Genomic DNA, 19106 nt, shown 5'->3' on the forward strand with positions numbered 1-19106 from the left:
ACTCCTTGGATTGACTAAATCTATTTGCTATGGCCACTAACGAAGAAAATGCTGCAGGTGGACGCGTGGTTACTGCACCAACCAAGGGTGCTGCTGGGGTTATTCCGGCTGTTCTTGCCGAGTATTTAAAATTTCACAGTAAAAATGATGAAAAAGCAATAATCGAATTTTTAGCTAGCGCTGCGGCTATTGGTTGATTATATCATTACAATGCTTCCATTTCTGCCGCCGAAGTGGGTTGTCAGGGCGAGATTGGAGGTACCCCAATGCCAGTAGAAAATGCTGCCGATATTGGTATGGAACATAACCTGCGATCCTATCTATACCTAGTGCAAGTACTGTTTATTGAACGCAACACTATGGGCGCAGTCAAGGCGATAAACGCTAGTAAACTAGCTCGGAAATTTGATGGTGTTCATCATGTGCACTTAGATGATGTCATTGCCACCATGGACCAAACAGGTTTAGATATGACGAGTAATACCAATTTCATTAATTAGGTGGTCTACTTTATACGTAGGAAAAATGGCCAAATATAAGGCATTTATTTTAATAACTAGTTGTTCTAATTATTAAATAAATAACGCAGTAGTGGGTTATTTTAACCCGTAAAAATGATCAGATAATTAGTGAGATTGGTATAAGTATAAGGAAACCTTACTAGGTGGTTTAGCCATTAATTGGGTGGCCTGTTAACATATAATATTTTAATATATTGCTTTATTAGCCGTCGTTATACCTATTTAGTTGTCTTGGTATAAGGGCTTTCCTGTCGATTAAGGATAGGGCAATCCATACCTTGATAAATTTTTAACCGAATATGACTTCTGTTTGGAATCAGTCAACCTTTGGCTACTGCTTTAAACTATTCACGCTTAGTGTATTTTAATCCCAGACTCTAGCAGGGTTTATCGGTAATCATAGTATAACCCTGCCATGTCTATTTTCATCGCCATGCTTGATCATATAACTACTGTCCCTCGTGGTTTGTATCACTTAATTTCAGGAGTGAAAAAGCCAGAGCATTTTATTGCTTCTGGCTTGTTTGTTTATTTATACTACCCATTGTAAATTATAACTAGGTGGTACTGAGTTTAGATTTGTGATCGACTAAAGGAACCACATCCTCCTGTTTTAGAGATCTTATTAAGCCCCACATCATGATGATCATCACAAATGAAAAGGGTAATGCTGCGGTAATAGTGGCGGTTTGTAGCGCTTTGAGCCCGCCAACCATCAATAAAATGGCGGCGACAACGCCTTCACCTAATCCCCAAAATATTCGATGGCTAGTGGGTGGATGTTCATTACCCATTGACAAAATAGTCGTCACCACTAAGGTGCCTGAATCTGATGAGGTAACAAAAAATGTCGCAATCAATAGAGTTGCCAGAAATGCTGCTATAGTACCCATAAAACCGGCATCAAGCTTGTCTAAAGTCACATACAATGCTTGGGTTACATCAGCTTTAACAGCATCAAGGATACCCGCTTGTCCAACGGCCGAAACCAGTTCACCCGCTTCATTGGTTATTTGATGGAAAAGCTCAAGATATATTGCGGTGCTACCGAACAGAGTTAACCAAACAATACCCAACATCGTTGGCACCAGTAATACGCCAACGATAAACTCACGAATGGTACGACCTTTAGAAATACGCGCAATAAACATACCTACAAATGGTGCCCAAGCCATCCACCAACCCCAGTAAAATGCAGTCCAGGAAGATTGCCATTGGCTGTTTTCGTTTGCATCAGTCCAAGTGCTTAATGATAATACATTACTAAAATAATCACCGGTATTTTGCAATAGGCTACCGAGTAAATAACGTGTAGGACCAAAGCAAAGTAAAAAGACCAAAATACCAATCGTTAACCACATGTTTACTTCAGATAAGATTTTAACGCCTTTACCTACACCGGATACGACAGAAATCGTAGCGATAGCAGAAATAACGGCAATAAGCATAATTTGATTACTAAGGGAAACCTCCATACCAAACATGGTATTAAGGCCGGTATTCATTTGAGTAACGCCTAAACCTAACGAAGTTGCTACCCCAAACATGGTACCGAATACAGCGAGTACATCAACCGAATGACCTATAGGCCCATACATTTTATCACCAATTAATGGGTAAAGAGCAGAACGAATGCTCAAAGGTAATTTTTTTCGATAAGAAAAATAAGATAAAGATAAACCGACTATGACATAAATTGCCCATGGATGGAGTCCCCAATGAAAAAAGGTCAGTCGCATGGCCATTTGTGCCGCTTCTGGCGTTAATCCTTCAGTAATGAATGGATTACTCTGGAAGTGGATAATAGGTTCAGCAATAGACCAAAAGACTAAACCTATGCCCATTCCTGCGCTAAACAGCATCGCAAACCATGAAAAATTATTATAGACAGGTCTGGAGTCATCATCACCCAGCCGTAAATGTCCATAGCGACTAAATGCCAGCCAAATGCAGAAAAATAAAAATATTGCAACAATACCAATGTAATACCATTTAAGATAAGCCAATATCCAACCCGATATGCTATTGAATACCGCTGCAGTTTGTTCAGTGAAAAATACACCAGCCAAAACAAAGAGCGTAATTATAGCCATCGACGTAAGTGTTGTAACTGGATTCATACCTTTTAGCAGGCCATTATTCGCCACCATGATAAAGCACCTTTTTTTTAATTGTTATAAGTAAATATGTCTATAAACTATTCGTTCTGTTTATCAGTTTTTAATCATCTAGGTGAGGGGATTTGTTTAATTATTCATTTATAAATAAGCGACTCACTTATAATTTGAGCCCCACTGCAAAATATATTTTTTGTTAAGTTAATGGGAAACACTAAAGAATCCTATTAAGTCAGAGTTGATTTAGTACTAGCTATCTAAATACGACACCCAGATAACATGAACCGACTTATGTTAATTTTAATAATATTTCACATAATTCAGAGCTAGATAACTCAGCTCTAAATAACTGAGGTTACACAAGGCATAAAATAATCAGTGGTTTTAATTGTTTTCCCTGATCTAGTCCCTCTCAGCTTTTGGGATTAGAAAATTTTTATACAAAAAAAACCAGTGATATAAATCACTGGTTTTCAAGGGATATTGATCTTGTTCCTTACAAAAAAATTTTGTTAAAAACAATCTATTTATTTCAAGATATTTTTAAATGACTCCATCACATCGATTATTTACGGTTTAGTGTTAATATTTTTTTGCATCGTATTGCTGAACCAATCAATGAAATTTACCACACCAAACTCATAACGGGTGGAATAGGGACCAGGTTGGTATGCCATAGAATTAATACCCTTTTGATTGTTCTCAGCTAACATTTTATCTTGCATATTGGTTGCATCCCAAACTCGGCGTAGCTGATCTACATCATAATCAACACCTTCCAATGCGTCTTTATGTACTAACCATTTAGTGGTTACTTGCGTTTTTTGTGGACCTAGCGGCAAGATTTGAAAAGCAACTACATGATCCGCCATTGCATGATTCCACGAATTTGGCAGATGCAAGATTCGCATTGATCCTAAATCAGGGTTTTTAATACGACCCATCAATTTTTTACAACCCGCTTTACCATCAATCGTCATTGATACTGTGCCTTCAAGTAAAGGCATCCGAACAATGCGATTACGAAAGCCATGGCCATGAGAAACATGTTTGTAAGGTATTCCTTGCTCTTCCCACATTGCTTGTTTGGCCGCTACCTGTGCTTTAAATTCATCACTTGCTCTTGGATCTTCGGTGTCGTCCCATTCTAATAAGCTATTCATTAATTCCGGATGATTAGCGTTACAATGGTAACATTCACGGTTATTTTCAATCACTAACTTCCAGTTGACATCTTCAATTAAAGTACTTTCGAAAGCTACCTTACAATTATCTAAATCATAAGGCTCAAGATAATGCGTTAAATCGTCAAGGAAACCATCAATATTAGTTGGGTTATCACTTAGCGAGACAAAGATATAACCACCGGCTACACGACAATTAACACTGTGCAAACCAAAATCACTCTTAACGAAATCATCACCCATTTCAGTACCAGCATAGAGCAAGTTACCATCTAATTCGTATGTCCATTGATGATACGGACATACCAATTTAGGTACTTTACCTTGTTTAACTAAACAAATTTTAGAGCCGCGATGACGACAGGTATTGTGAAAAGCACGCACTTCACCATGTTGATCTCTAATAACGGTAATTGGATTATCGCCAATATTTAAAGTGATAAAACTACCTTTATCTGGAATTTCACCAGTAACGCCAACAAACAGCCACTCTTTGTAAAAAATTTGCTCCATTTCCACTTGAAAAACATCGGCATCGTTATAAAACTGCTGTGGTAAAGTGAACGTTATTGGGTGTTTTTCTAAGGTATTAGCAATAGCCTGAGCCGATTTATTTTCTAAAGTAAGCAGTAAGTTTTGATGTTCATGTGAACAAGTCATGAGTAATTCCTTTGTGCTTTCTAATCGACAGATTAGATGTCGTTGTTTATTTAGATAATGAACAACTTTAAGCAATAAAGTGTTCATAGTATTTGTTGTTAGATATTGAATCTCACGGCGTTAATCGGTTTATCCAAAAACGACCCAAAAGCTAATTAATACCGACCCAAAAGCTAATTAATACCGACAAAAAAAGAAATTAATAAATAAATTGATCTAGATCAATATGAGTACATAAAGGATTAAACACTGAGGTGGCAAAAATGACTAGATCAATGTCGCTTTTAGTTAAGCGGTAAATAAGTACTTAGTGCACCTTATCATTATAAATATAATATGCGGTTCCACCTATGACAAATACCTCCCTGCACTCGGTTAAAACCCAAACATGGACCAACGGACGTCACAATGTTCAGTGCGACAAAGTGATTGACGAAACCCTTGATGCTCGTACTTATTGCTTTGCCAGCACAGAGCCTGTAATGCACTTTTTTAAACCTGGCCAATTCGTGACGCTAGAATTAGAAATTGACGGTATGCAAGTATTACGTAGTTACACTATTTCGTCATCTCCTTCAGTGCCATACAGTTTTTCAATCACGGTAAAAAGAATGCCGGGAGGCAAAGTATCAAACTGGTTACATGACAACCTGAAACAAGGTGATCAAATCGCGGTGCATGGCCCAGTAGGTATATTCAACTGCATTGATATTACTGCCGACAAAGTTTTGCTACTTTCTGGTGGTGTTGGCATAACACCCGTGATGTCAATGGCCCGTTGGTGGTTTGATACTAACGCTGAGGTTGATATGATTTTTGCCCACAGTGCCCGTACACCTAGGGACATAATATATCGTCGCGAACTTGAGTATATGGATTCTAGAATAACTAACTTCAACCTCAATTTTATTTGTGAGCGATATGACCATGGCGATAGCTGGAGTGGTTATAGAGGCTTCTTCGATGAACAAAAGCTTAGAATGATAGCGCCCGATTTTCTCGAACGCACCGTTTATTGTTGCGGACCAACGCCTTATATGGCTGCTGTTAAAAGTATGTTAGAAAAAATAGGCTTTGACATGGCAAATTACCATGAAGAAAATTTTGGTGCGCCACCGGAAGAAGCACAACTCGATGCAGAACAGCAAGCGGAAGATGCTGCAAGCGAGTCGGTTGATGATGATACTGTAATAGAAGTAGCATTTAGCAAAACGGGTAAATCGGTCAAGATACAACCAGGTAGCACAGTGCATTTAGCCGCATCACAAGTGGGTCTTCACATTCCTAAAGCCTGTGGTATGGGCATATGCGGCACCTGTAAAGTGAAAAAGATTTATGGTGAAGTCGTTATGTCACATAACGGTGGCATCACAGATGAAGATGTTGCTGATGGATACATATTGAGCTGCTGCAGTGTTCCTCAAGGTGATATTTCTATTGAGTACTAATTTTTCATAAGGGATATAAACTAGCTCAAGCAAAATGTTTCATCATTTTTAGTGCTTGGATGCAGAGTTTTTACATTACAACTTATAACCCAAGTTGTAATGTGTTCTAACCATGAACTGAACCATCTCTTTGTTAACATGGATAGGGTTTGTAGCCATTTCTAGTCCAATAGGCGATAACGCATTAGAAATGGCTAATAAATACTGTCCTTCGGATTCATTTAAATGCTGCTTGTTCTTTGTGATAAGGAATTTACATAGAACAACTATGCTAGATTTCTAACGCTGAGATTAAAAAGTATTTAACTCGAACAAAATTTAAACATGAAAGATCAATAGACCTGAGTAAAAGGTTATTATTCTATTTATCTAAAATTTAGATGTCTTGGTGGCATTACCATTCCTATTTGGCATTAAACTGAGACACTTCGAGTTAAACATTATTAGGCGAATCACCATCAAGCTTTTACAAGTAATTGCCGTTAAAATATGACCTTATGGCTAAAAGAAGTAATACTGATTTCAGTCTTCCATATTATTCCTTGATGATTGTTGTATCTATTGGAGATGGTTATGGTCAACGGGGCTGAAAATCAATGATATATAACCGATATATTCCTGCTTAGCTTAATGGTTTCTCCATTAGTAGATAAACACTAAAACTAGGATACCTCCTAATAAATAGCTTGTAAACTCACTGACAAAGCATATTTATCAACGATTTCTTTGACTTGACGAGAATCAATATATCGTTCAAATTAGCAGTATAAAATTAAAGGAGACCGAATAATGCTAACTCATACCAAAATTTTAGTTGTTGATGATGACGAGTTGACGCGTCAGGTCTTGAGTAGTTATTTTGAAAACGAAGGTTATAACGTTCTGTGTGCAACTACTGCTGAAGAAGCTGAAGAAGTATTAGCTCTTGGAGCCGTAGACCTTATTTTACTTGATATCAGAATGCCTGGCAAAGATGGTTTGACTTTAACCAGAGAATTACGCGTTAACAGCGAAACGGGTATTATTTTAGTAACCGGTAGTCAAGACGAGGTTGACCGTATTATAGGACTAGAATGTGGAGCAGATGAATACGTAACTAAGCCTTTTAATCCGCGCGAAATTCTGGCTAGGGCTAAGAATCTTATTCGCCGTGTCAAACTGTGCCAACAGGCAAAATTGGAGGTTACTGGCGACTATATTCTGAAGGCATTTGATCGCTGGAAATTGAACCCTGTCAGACGGCAGCTTATTGATGAACAAAAAATCATAGTGCAACTCACGGAAGGTGAATTTCAATTATTGAAATGTTTGATGGATCACGTTGGCAAAATTATGAGCAGGGACCAAATCCTTGATCAGATTCGAAGCCGTGAGTGGGTTTCTACTGATCGTACTGTTGATGTATTAATAGGTCGATTACGTCGTAAACTTGGTGATGATTCCGCAGCTCCACGATTAATCTTAACGGTTCATGGCGCAGGTTATCTATTTACACCCAAACTTGTTAATGTCGTATGAAATCACCCTTGTTAGCACCAATTTTTTTGACAGTCATTGGCTTATTAATGACACCTCAATCGTCCAAAAGTCAGGAAAGAGAGCTAATAGCATGTGGTCACCCCTATTATCCACCCGTTTCTTGGGTTCAGCAGCAAGAATTAATTGGTGTTGCACCAGCGGTAGTAAAACTAATATTTGGTGAATTAGGCTATCAAGTAAGGCTTGATACCTTAGGTAACTGGAAGCGGTGTTTATCGGAAGTTAAAACAGGACATGCTGATATCGTGGTAGCTGCCTATCGAATAGCAAGCCGAGAGCCTGATTTTGACTTTAGCCAACAACATATTGTCGCCGATACCATTGGCGTTTTCATCAACTCAAATAAAAGTAAAAATTTTCATTCTGTCAATGACTTAAAAGGAAAAAACGTAGGCTTGCTATTCGGTGATAGTTTCGGTGATAGTTTAGATAAACTTATTAATGACAATAATCAAATTGAATATGTCTCTCAGGGTAAACAAAACTTTGAAAAATTGGCTCTCGGAAGAATTGATTTCATGCCATTAGGTATTGTGAGTGGTAAGTTACAAATTCAAAAGTTGGGATATCACAAACAAATTATAGAAACGCTATTTAAGTTAGAAACCGAATACTACTATCTAGCAATAAGCCCCCGTAGTGAACTTAGTCAACACCTGCCTTACATTAATCAACGTTTAAAGCAGTTGCATAAAAACGGTAAAATCCAACATTTACTAACCCAGTACAGCAAGATATACCTTGAATCCTCGACTGAGCTTGATATACCTTGAACTTGCCAAACATCCCCCGCTGGCGTCGTCTAATCAGTTACCCTAAAGATCACCCCTTAAGTTATCGTATGATAATTTATATCAGCCTGTGTAGTTTTGTTTTTATTATGTTGTCAACGGCGTTACAAATTACGTTAGATTATCAGCGAGAAATGCGTAATATTGATCAACAGATCCAGTTAATACGCACGAGTTATACTGCCAGTCTGGCCCGTAGTATGTGGGATTTTGATCAGACACAACTTAAACTGCAACTTAAAGGTATTAAAGCCCTTCCTGACATAGCGAGCCTTGAGCTTAAAGATCATACACGTAATACTTTTATTCGTTTGCCAGCACAAGTAGTTGATAGCAACAAAAATGTGATGAAAACAAGTTTTGTCCTTAGCGTCCCTAATAAACAAATTGGTCACACTAAAAGCGTCACTGACAAAAACATCGAACAAAGTGGTGGTCGCCAACTAGGAACACTGATTATTGCTACCGATCTCGCCGCTGTAAAGGCTCGATTATGGGGCACGGGTTTTAGTATCTTATTAAACCAGACATTACTCGTAGTACTCATCATGCTAGTGATTATGTTCATCTTACAGCGGCAAATTACCCGACATCTAGAAAGTATGGCGAGCTACAGTAAAGCTATTGGTGACGGTGAGCTCGAAGCCTCCCTAACGTTAAAGCGCCGACAACCTCGCACCTCAGACGAATTGAATCAATTGGTCAATGCGCTTAATGATATGCGTCTTGCAATTGGACATGATATCAATCGACGCGAACAGGAAAAACAGGCACTGCGCTATAATCGCGATCAACTCCAACAAATGGTAGAACGTCGTACGATGAGCTTGCAGCAAGCTAAAGAAGTCGCCGAAGAAGCAAACAATTCCAAATCAAAATTTCTGGCTACTATGAGTCATGAAATACGCACACCAATGAATGGCATGCTAGGGATGATTCAACTACTACAAAACGATGAACTCACAAAACTACAGTGCTACCGCGTGAAGGTATTACATGATTCCACTGAAGCATTACTTGAAACTTTTGACCATGTGTTGCAATACGCTCAACTGGAAGAAGGTGGCTACGTTGGCTCTGAATCTATTTTTTCTCTCGATGAGTTACTCCATAGCCTCATCAGCTTGATGCAGCCTAATGCTGATGAAAAGCACTTACAATTGAAGCTTGACCTCCATACAGCGGGTGAATGTTATTATGATGCCGCAGGCAGCTTGCGCCAAATCCTAACCAACTTGTTAGCCAATGCGATCAAATTTACCTACCATGGTGAGATATTACTCAGTGTCACTCACCTTGGGCAAGAAGATAATCAACATCGGCTACGCTTTTCAATTCAAGATAGCGGAATTGGTATTGAGTTAGCATTACAGCAAAAAATATTCGAACGCTTCACTCAGGCCGATGAGTTTATCACCCGCCGCTTTGGCGGAACAGGCCTAGGACTTTCTATCTGTCGTCAACTGAGTCAGGAAATGGGAGGACAAATTGGCGTCGAGAGTACCCTAGGTGAGGGGAGTACTTTCTGGGTTGAGGTGATGTTGAAAGTAGCTGAAGCAAGTGAATATAAAACCAAACCAATATTGCCGATACTGCCGGTACTGAAAATTTTATTAGTTGAAGATGTTGAGATTAACCAGCAAGTTGTGCTGGGTTTGCTGGAAAAACACCAAGTAAAACTAGCTGATAATGGTCATAGTGCCATCGAGATCGCGAATAACGAAACCTTCGATATCATTTTAATGGATATGCATTTACCGGGAATAAGTGGCTTAGGGATCAGTGCAAAAATCCGAAAAGAAACTGAATGTCGCAACTATAAAACGCCAATAATTGCTTTAACTGCCAGTGTCCGTCCTGACGATATTCACGATTATTTCAATGCTGGGTTACAAGATGTCGTGGCTAAACCTGTGAAACAGCACTTATTATTAGGGGCGATAGAGCGGGCATTGGATCCACAACAGCCCCAGCCTTTTATAACGACTACTCAAATAAGTCTCACCAGTGAGGCAGAGTTACTAGACCAGTCAATGATCGAAACTCACCTACAGATATTAGGTCCAGCTAAATTAGCAAAGTTAATGCAAAGCTTTTGCAAGACCCAACAGAGACTCTGGCCGACATTACAACAAAGCCTAGCGAGTGATGATCATTATGAAGTAGAAAACAAAGCGCATGAACTCGCAGGAGCCTGCGATATGCTAGGTTTTACACAAGCCAGTAAACTATTGCGTCAACTCGAACATAAGGCTAAAAAGGGTACCCTTAAACAAGGGTCACAACTGCTTTTACAATTGGTTCCTATTATGGAAAAGAGTTTAGCTAAGGCGGCAACTTATAGTAGTTAAATTATTCAAACAGACCCTAATAAAATCCAACTAAAATTGATATTAGGAAAATATAACAAGAAAACTTGGCAACATAAACACAATATGATTTAGCTAGTGGTATCGGCTATATCCCAAGAGTATTGTAAATTTCTCTCCAATCCTTCCTGCTAACCAGCGAGACATCTAATCAAGTAATCGCTCGTTTACATATTTTTACAAGTCATTTATTCTGAGTTTACATTTGTACTTTAGTGTTATCTAGAGAGTGAGAAAGAGCTCAAATTATTTTGAAATTTTGCTCATCACCTGATAACTGAACAGGAGCAACAAATGACTGAAAATAACAAATTAAAACCCAGTTTATTTATGGCAATACTGCCGGTAATATTGACACTGGCATTACTGGCCATGCAATTATTCTATTATGGCGATTTTACGCCCCATATTCCGCTGGCAATAGGCATAGCGATTACGGCTACATTAGCCTGGTTTCGTGGCTATCGCTGGGATGATATCGAAAAAGGGGTAATGCACGTCGTTCGTGTTGGCCTGCCATCCATTGCTATTCTAATGATCGTTGGTATGATCGTTGGCGTTTGGATTGCCAGTGGTACGGTACCTGTAATAATCTACTATGGTCTAAAAATATTGAATCCAGAAATATTTCTGGTTGCAGCTATGCTGTTATGTGCCGTCGTATCTGTATCTCTAGGAACCTCTTGGGGTACTACAGGTACGGTAGGATTGGCATTGATGGGCATTGGTTCTGGCTTTGATATCCCAATGTATTGGACTGCAGGAGCCGTAGTTTCCGGTGCTTTCTTTGGTGATAAAATATCGCCGCTATCAGATACTACCAACTTGGCACCTGCCGTAACAGGCGTTAATCTCTTTGATCATATCCGTAACATGTTGCCAACGACGGTACCCGCAATGCTTATTGCTTTGGTCATCTATTTGTTTGTTGGATTTAATCTAATTGCTTCCAATGAAGTTGATTTTTCTAAAATAGAAGCGATTACTAGTGGCCTAGAGAGCAATTTTAATATCACCTTGTTAGTGTTACTGCCACCATTACTCGTCATTGTACTTGCCCTTAACAAAATGCCTGCCTTGCCTTCGTTGTTCGCTGGCGTATTGGCGGGTGCGTTACTCGCGATATTTGTTCAGGGCGCTTCATTGCATGAAATATTTAATTTTATGCAATCAGGATATAAAATTGAAACCGGCGTTTCTGAAATAGATGGCTTATTAAATCGAGGTGGAATTCAATCGATGACTTGGGTTATTACCCTAGTTATCATTGCATTAGGGTTTGGTGGTGCACTTGAGTGTACTAAATGTCTAGATACTATTATTACGGCAATACTTGGCAGTGTTAAATCTTTTTTTGGCCTACAAGCATCAGCTACCGGTGCTGCAATAGCAACTAATCTTGTCGCTGGCGACCCTTACCTTTCTATTGCGTTACCGGGAAGAATGTTTGCATCAGCTTATGTTAAGAAAGGTTATTCTAAATTGAATTTATCGCGCGCCGTAGAAGAAGGCGGTACTTTAATCTCTCCTTTAATTCCATGGAATGCGGGTGGCGCTTTTGTCATCACGTCACTAGGTTTGGGAATTAGCGAAGGTAATGTAGAAAATCTACTTTATATTCCATTAGCATTTGCGTGTTGGTTATCACCCTTAATTGGTTTGTGCTATGCCGCATTGGGACATTTTTCACCCCAAATATCTGCTGCTGAATTAGCACGATATGAACAAGAAAAAATATATTTAGCGCAGAATGGAGCAACTAAGGTAGCTCATACACCGCCCACCAGTAAAGGTTAAACACAGAAGCTAAGCACGACATTATCCCTCAAAAAAAATGTCGTAATTTAGCGCAAAAATGGCGTTAACTGAACTATTACTAGGTTGACCTCAGGCTAGTATCAAATCAATCCTAAATAAAAAACTACGGCGATTATTTTAGCCGCGGAGAACGTAAAGTGTTTTATAAAAATGATCAAATAGCAGGCTTCGACGACAAGATTTGGCAGGCAATTCAGCAAGAAGATAGACGTCAAGAAGATCACGTTGAACTGATCGCCTCAGAAAACTATACCAGTGCTAGAGTAATGCAAGCTCAAGGAACACAACTTACCAACAAATATGCCGAAGGTTATCCAGGTAAACGTTATTACGGCGGCTGTGAACACGTAGATGTTATAGAACAATTAGCTATTGATCGTGCTAAAAAATTATTCGGTGCCGATTACGCCAATGTACAACCACATTCTGGTTCACAAGCCAATGCTGCTGTATTTATGGCATTGCTAAAACCGGGTGAAACTGTGCTTGGTATGAGCTTAGCCCACGGTGGTCATTTAACTCACGGCTCTAAAGTAAGTTTTTCCGGTAAAATTTATAACGCAGTTCAGTATGGCTTAAATGAAACAACGGGTGAAATTGACTACGAGGAAGTCGAACGCCTTGCCAAAGAACATCAACCCAAAATGATCATTGCTGGCTTCTCTGCTTATTCACGTGTGGTTGATTGGCAGCGTTTTCGTGATATTGCCGACGGCATTGGCGCTTGGTTATTTGTTGATATGGCTCATGTAGCAGGTTTGGTGGCTGCAGGGCTATACCCTAACCCAGTACCCATTGCCGATGTGGTTACCACCACAACTCACAAAACATTGCGAGGCCCTCGTGGCGGATTAATTTTGGCGAAACAAAATGATGAGCTTGCCAAAAAACTTAACTCAGCGGTATTCCCTGCGGGTCAAGGTGGACCCTTGATGCACGTTATCGCAGCCAAAGCTATTTGTTTTAAAGAAGCACTCTCTGATGGTTATGTCGAGTATCAGCAACAAGTCATCGACAATGCGCGTGAAATGGCAAAAGTATTCCAGCAACGTGGACATAATGTTGTCTCTGGAGGCACTGATAATCATTTGTTTTTATTAGATTTAATAGACAAAGGTATTACGGGTAAAGACGCTGATGCTGCACTAGGACGTGCCAATATCACGGTTAACAAGAACTCAGTACCCAATGATCCACAATCACCGTTTGTTACTAGTGGCCTGCGTATCGGCACACCAGCAATCACTAGTCGTGGCTTTGGTATTAATGAAGCGGCACAACTCACCGGTTGGATTTGTGATGTTTTAGATGACATCAACAACGAACAGGTTATTGATGATGTACGAAATAAAGTGTTGGAGTTGTGTGAAAAAAATCCAGTGTATCGATAATGGATATGCCCAAGGCTTAAGCTGCTTAGGTCTTCCTATTTGGCCAATAATACAATTTAGAAAAAGGTAATACCATGCAACAATATTCAGGATTTGGTTTATTAAAACACTCGTTTAGTTACCACGAGAATTGGCAGCGGGTTTGGAGTAATCCTACCCCTAAAAAACACTATGATGTTGTCATCATAGGAGGAGGTGCGCACGGTCTGGCAACCGCTTATTATTTAGCTAAAGAACATGGTATCACTAACATTGCTGTGGTTGAAAAAGGTTATTTGGGTGGCGGTAATACCGCGCGTAATACCACCATTGTACGTTCAAACTATTTATGGGACGAAGCATCACACTTATATGATCACTCATTAAAACTATGGGAAGGTTTAGCACAAGAGCTGAATTATAACCTGATGTTTAGTCAACGTGGTGTATTAAATCTAGGACATAGTTTACAAGACATGCGTGACATCGAACGTCGCGTTAATGCCAATCGTCTTAACGGCATTGACGGGGAAGTACTTAGCAACGCACAAGTACAAGAAATGGTCCCTATTTTAAACTGTTCTAAAAATGCACGTTATCCGGTAATGGGCGCTTCATGGCAAGCGCGTGGAGGTACGGCTCGTCACGACGCCGTTGCCTGGGGTTTTGCCCGTGCAGCAGATGCATTAGGTGTTGATTTATTACAACAAACAGAAGTAACTGGTATTCGTCGTAAAGATGGGGCAGTGGAAGGTGTTGAAACCAATCGTGGTTTTATTTCCGCGAATAAGGTTGCTTGTGTCGCTGCCGGCAACTCTAGTGTGATCGCCAAGATGGTCGGCATGGAATTACCGCTTGAATCACATCCTTTACAAGCAATGGTTTCAGAGCCATTAAAACCCGTTTTAAATACCGTGGTTATGTCAAACCATGTACACGGTTATATGAGTCAATCCGATAAAGGTGACTTGGTCATTGGTGCCGGTATCGATGGTTATAACGGTTATGGCCAGCGTGGTTCTTTCAATGTTGTTGAACATACCATTGCAGCCATTATCGAAATGTTTCCAATCTTCAGTCGTGTGCGACTCAATAGAGCTTGGGGTGGTGTTGTTGATACTTGCCCTGACGCCTGTCCTATTATTTCTAAAACGCACATTAAGGGGCTTTATTTTAACTGTGGTTGGGGTACGGGTGGTTTTAAGGCAACACCGGGGGCAGGTCATGTGTTTGCCCATACTATTGCCCATGATGAGGCGCACCCGTTAGCGAAACCATTTAGCATTGATCGTTTTTCATCGGGTGAATTAATTGACGAACATGGCGCAGCCGGCGTTGCCCACTAAGAGGAATTTATTATGTTACTTATCCACTGTCCTTATTGTGAAGAGATGCGTGAAGAAGAAGAGTTTAGTCCAGCAGGACAAGCACACATCGAGCGCCCGCTAAACCCAGAAGAACTAAGTGATGAGCAATGGGCGCATTATTTATTTTTCCGTAAAAATCCGCGTGGTTTACATCATGAAATGTGGCTGCATAGCCATGGTTGTCGTAAATATTTTAACGCGACTAGAAATACGGTGACCTATGAAATCATGGAAACATACAAAATGGGTCAAGAGCCCAGTGTTACCGCTAGTAAAGAGGGCCAATCATGAGCCAAGTTAATCGAATCGCTCAAAGTAGCAAACGCATTAATCGTAACCGAACTTTAACGTTTAGCTTTAACGGTAAAGAGTATGAGGGGTTTGAAGGTGATACCGTCGCGTCAGCCTTACTAGCCAACGGCGTTGATGTCGTCGGGCGTAGTTTTAAATACTCACGGCCTCGCGGTATTATTACCAGTGACTCACAAGAGCCCAATGCCATTTTTCAAATTGGCTCGACCCAAGCCACGACAATTCCGAACCCACGCGCGACCCAAACCGACCTGTATCAAGGGTTGACGGCGAGCTCAACGAACGGTTGGCCTAATGTTGATTTCGATCTAATGTCAACAGTTGGCAAACTAGGTGGTTCAATGATGCCGCCTGGATTTTATTATAAAACCTTTATGTTTCCACAGTCGTTATGGATGTCTTATGAACACTTGATCCGCAAAGGTGCAGGTTTAGGAGCTAGTCCACAAACAGGCGATCCAGATAGTTATGACAAAATGCACAATCATTGTGATGTGATGGTCGTTGGCGGTGGCCCTGCAGGGTTAGCGGCAGCATTGTCTGCGGCACAATCAGGCGCACGGGTTATCATTAGTGATGAACAAAATGAATTTGGTGGTAGTTTATTATGCAGCACACAGCAAATAGATGGTCAAATTCCAAGCAAATGGGTTGAAAAAACTGTCGCCCAGCTTGCTAACATGGACAACGTATACTTATTACCACGCAGTACAGTTTTCGGCTATTTCGATCATAATCTTGTGGGTATTAATGAACGCCGTACGGACCATTTAGGTGAGCATCAGTTACAAAGTACGCGCCAACGATTGCACAAAGTACGAGCAAAACAGGTCATTTTAGCCACGGGTGCTCATGAGCGTCCTTTGGTTTATGCTAATAATGACGTTCCAGGTTGTATGCTAGCGAATGCGATTTCTACCTATATTAATCGTTATGATGTTGTACCCGGTAACAAATTGGTGCTAATGACGACGAATGATAATGCATACAAAACGGCTATTGATTGGCATCATGCAGGTCGTAAAGTTGTGGCCGTTGTTGACACTCGAAGTACGTCAAATGGTGAGCTGGTTGATAAAGTCAGAAAACTAGGTATAGAAATCATCTTTGATCATGCGGTTATCGAAGTCAAAGGTAACAAACGAGTTAAAGGTGTGGATGTTGCGCCAATAGATGCTGCTAATCATAGTGTTACAGGCGCAGCAAAATATTTTGTGTGTGATACAGTTGCCAGCTCTGGCGGATGGAGTCCTGTTATTCATTTGTCATCGCATACGGGCTCTCGCCCGGTTTGGAATGATGACATTGCAGGCTTTGTACCCGGTAAAACGGTACAAAAGCAACATGTTTGTGGTGGATTGGAAGGTGTTTATGCCTTATCGAAAGTGATCAGTGACGGTTTCACTACCGGTGCTATAGCGTCTCAAGCAGCAGGTAGAGGTGAAGGAATTTATACCGGTGAATTACCGAAAATAAATGATCCACAAGAAGATGCCTCAATGGCATTATTTCACATACCGCACAGTAAAAAGACCAGTCGCGCACCAAAGCAGTTTGTTGATTATCAAAATGATGTAACTGCCGCCGGCATTGAACTGGCTAACCGTGAAGGTTTTGAATCTATTGAGCATGTTAAACGCTACACAGCGTTAGGTTTTGGTACAGATCAAGGCAAGTTAGGCAATATCAACGGCATGGCCATCACGGCTAAATCGTTAGGAAAATCCATCCCAGAAACGGGGACGACTATCTTTCGTCCTATGTATACTCCAACAACGTTTGGTGCATTAGCTGGCGCCGATGTTAAGCACTTGTTTGATCCCGCACGTTTTAGCGCTATGCATAAATGGCATTTAGATCATGGCGCCGAGTTTGAAGATGTTGGTCAATGGAAACGCCCATGGTACTTCCCTCAACCAGGTGAAACCATGCAACAATCACTTGAACGTGAGTGTTTGGCAACACGTAACAGTGTCGGTATTTTAGATGCTTCAACCTTAGGTAAAATTGACATCCAAGGAAAAGACGCTCGAGAATTTTTGGAGCGTGTCTATACCAATCCATGGAAAAAATTGGCGATTGGAAAATGTCGCTATGGGGTTATGTGTAAAGAAGACGGTATGGTCTTTGATGATGGCGTTACCGTGTGTCTTGACGATAATCGTTTTATCATGACCACCACCACAGGCGGCGCTGCAGGTGTATTGCAATGGTTAGAGCTGTGGCATCAAACCGAGTGGCCAGAGCTTGAAGTGTATTTCTCAACGGTAACGGATCATTGGTCAACGATGACCATCTCAGGGCCTAATTCACGTAAAGTGTTAGAAAAAATTTGTGACATTGATGTCAGTAATGACAGTTTCAAGTATATGGATTGGCGCGAAGCGACCGTAGCAGGGATTAAAGCACGCATTTTTCGCATCTCTTTTACCGGTGAGCTGTCGTTTGAAATTAACGTGCAAGCTAACTACGGTATGCATGCGTGGAAAGCCGTGATGGCAGCGGGTGAAGAATTTAATATTACCCCGTACGGCACCGAAACCATGCATATTTTACGCGCAGAAAAAGGTTTTATTATTGTTGGGCAAGACACCGATGGCTCGGTTAGCCCACAAGATTTAGACATGGACTGGGTAGTAGGCAAGAAGAAAGAGTTTAGCTTTATTGGTAAACGTTCTTGGACCCGATTTGATAATAAAAGAGACGATCGCAAACAAATGGTTGGCTTGAAACCCAAAGATCCAAATTTTGTCTTACCAGAAGGCGCACAAATTGTCTTGGATAAAAATCAAAGCATTCCAATGACCATGGTTGGCCATGTCACCTCAAGTTATTACAGTGCTTGTATGGGGTATTCTTTTGCTTTAGCAGTAGTTAAAGGCGGTATTAACCGCAAAGGTGAAAGTGTATTCTTGCCATTAAGTGATGGCAGTACCGTTGAAGCTGAAATTTGCAGTCCAGTATTTTATGATCCAAAGGGAGACCGTCAAAATGTCTAATGCAATCAAAGTAGAATCACCGCTGCATCATGCTCAGCTTGAGCAATTAATTGGCCAGTCGAACTCAGGCGGTATTATTTTGCATGAAGCGGCCTTATTGGGTCACCTTAATTTACGTGGCAATGCGCAAGATACTGAATTTTTGGCTGGTGTGCAAGAAGCCTTAGGGGTAGCGCTGCCAATAATGCCTTGTAGCAGTGCCAAGAGTGAACTTGCACAGATAATGTGGTTAGCGCCTGATGAGTGGTTAGTTATTGTGGCTTCCGGCAGTGAATACGATGTGGAGCAAAAACTTCGCGCTTATCTAAAGGGGCATTTTGCCGTGAGTGATATTAGTGGCGCACAAACCCTCATTGAACTGAGCGGTGAAAATGTTATCGACTTAATGAAAAAGTCTACCGGTTACGATTTCCACCTTGAGAGCTTTCCTGTTGGCAAAGTGGTTGGTACCACTTTTGCTAAAGCTGGTGCGCATATATTGCGTGTTAGCGAAGACAAGTTTCAACTGGTTGTGCGCCGAAGTTTTTCTGACTATGTCTGGTTATGGATCCAACAAGGTAGCCAAGAATATGGCCTAACTATTGTTTAAATAACCGACAAAAATAAAGCCG

At 40.6% G+C, this 19106-nt stretch carries 12 protein-coding genes and 1 pseudogene; 11 read left to right on the top strand and 2 right to left on the bottom strand.

Annotated features, from left to right (window positions below; all coding sequences use genetic code 11):
* Positions 1-14: 14 nt before the first annotated feature.
* Positions 15-500 (top strand): annotated as a pseudogene (locus tag H4J54_RS11695) (L-serine ammonia-lyase, iron-sulfur-dependent, subunit beta); the annotation flags it as partial.
* A gap of 578 nt (positions 501-1078) precedes the next feature.
* Here the strand turns inward: H4J54_RS11695 and H4J54_RS11700 are convergent.
* Together H4J54_RS11700 and H4J54_RS11705 are read right to left on the bottom strand one after the other, a co-directional pair.
* Complete coding sequence (locus tag H4J54_RS11700; protein WP_182191044.1) at positions 1079-2671, bottom strand: BCCT family transporter; 1593 nt, start codon at positions 2669-2671, stop codon at positions 1079-1081.
* Between the two features lie 536 nt (positions 2672-3207).
* Positions 3208-4482 (bottom strand): SRPBCC family protein, encoded by a 1275-nt coding sequence (locus tag H4J54_RS11705; protein ID WP_182191045.1) that lies wholly within the window; start codon positions 4480-4482, stop codon positions 3208-3210.
* A 350-nt stretch (positions 4483-4832) separates the two neighbouring features.
* Between H4J54_RS11705 and H4J54_RS11710 the strand changes: the two genes are divergently transcribed.
* From H4J54_RS11710 to H4J54_RS11755, 10 genes are all read left to right on the top strand, one after another.
* Positions 4833-5930: a hybrid-cluster NAD(P)-dependent oxidoreductase gene (locus H4J54_RS11710; protein ID WP_182191046.1), complete on the top strand. Its 1098-nt coding sequence runs from the start codon at positions 4833-4835 to the stop codon at positions 5928-5930.
* 789 nt (positions 5931-6719) lie between these two features.
* Positions 6720-7448: a response regulator transcription factor gene (locus tag H4J54_RS11715; RefSeq protein WP_182191047.1), complete on the top strand. Its 729-nt coding sequence runs from the start codon at positions 6720-6722 to the stop codon at positions 7446-7448.
* Between the two features lie 47 nt (positions 7449-7495).
* On the top strand, positions 7496-8242 hold the full coding sequence (locus tag H4J54_RS11720; RefSeq protein WP_259366987.1) for an ABC transporter substrate-binding protein: 747 nt from the start codon (positions 7496-7498) through the stop codon (positions 8240-8242).
* A 68-nt stretch (positions 8243-8310) separates the two neighbouring features.
* Positions 8311-10611, top strand: a complete 2301-nt coding sequence (locus H4J54_RS11725) for an ATP-binding protein (protein WP_259366988.1) — start codon at positions 8311-8313, stop codon at positions 10609-10611.
* A 312-nt stretch (positions 10612-10923) separates the two neighbouring features.
* The gene (nhaC, locus tag H4J54_RS11730) at positions 10924-12426 is read left to right on the top strand and encodes a Na+/H+ antiporter NhaC (protein WP_182191050.1); all 1503 of its coding nucleotides are present in this window, start codon (positions 10924-10926) and stop codon (positions 12424-12426) included.
* A 158-nt stretch (positions 12427-12584) separates the two neighbouring features.
* Complete coding sequence (glyA, locus tag H4J54_RS11735; RefSeq protein ID WP_182191051.1) at positions 12585-13838, top strand: serine hydroxymethyltransferase; 1254 nt, start codon at positions 12585-12587, stop codon at positions 13836-13838.
* A gap of 74 nt (positions 13839-13912) precedes the next feature.
* Positions 13913-15163: a sarcosine oxidase subunit beta family protein gene (locus H4J54_RS11740; protein ID WP_182191052.1), complete on the top strand. Its 1251-nt coding sequence runs from the start codon at positions 13913-13915 to the stop codon at positions 15161-15163.
* Between the two features lie 12 nt (positions 15164-15175).
* The gene (locus H4J54_RS11745; protein ID WP_182191053.1) at positions 15176-15475 is read left to right on the top strand and encodes a sarcosine oxidase subunit delta; all 300 of its coding nucleotides are present in this window, start codon (positions 15176-15178) and stop codon (positions 15473-15475) included.
* Positions 15472-18495, top strand: coding sequence for a sarcosine oxidase subunit alpha (locus H4J54_RS11750; RefSeq protein WP_182191054.1), 3024 nt, complete (start codon positions 15472-15474; stop codon positions 18493-18495). Before H4J54_RS11745 ends, H4J54_RS11750 begins: the two co-directional genes overlap by 4 nt.
* Positions 18488-19084 carry a sarcosine oxidase subunit gamma gene (locus H4J54_RS11755; RefSeq protein WP_182191055.1) on the top strand — a complete coding sequence of 199 codons (597 nt, stop codon included), beginning with the start codon at positions 18488-18490 and terminating at the stop codon, positions 19082-19084. Before H4J54_RS11750 ends, H4J54_RS11755 begins: the two co-directional genes overlap by 8 nt.
* Positions 19085-19106: the final 22 nt, after the last annotated feature.

Origin of the sequence: Colwellia sp. MB3u-8, assembly GCF_014076985.1 — a bacterium.
Taxonomy (GTDB): Bacteria; Pseudomonadota; Gammaproteobacteria; order Enterobacterales; family Alteromonadaceae; genus Cognaticolwellia.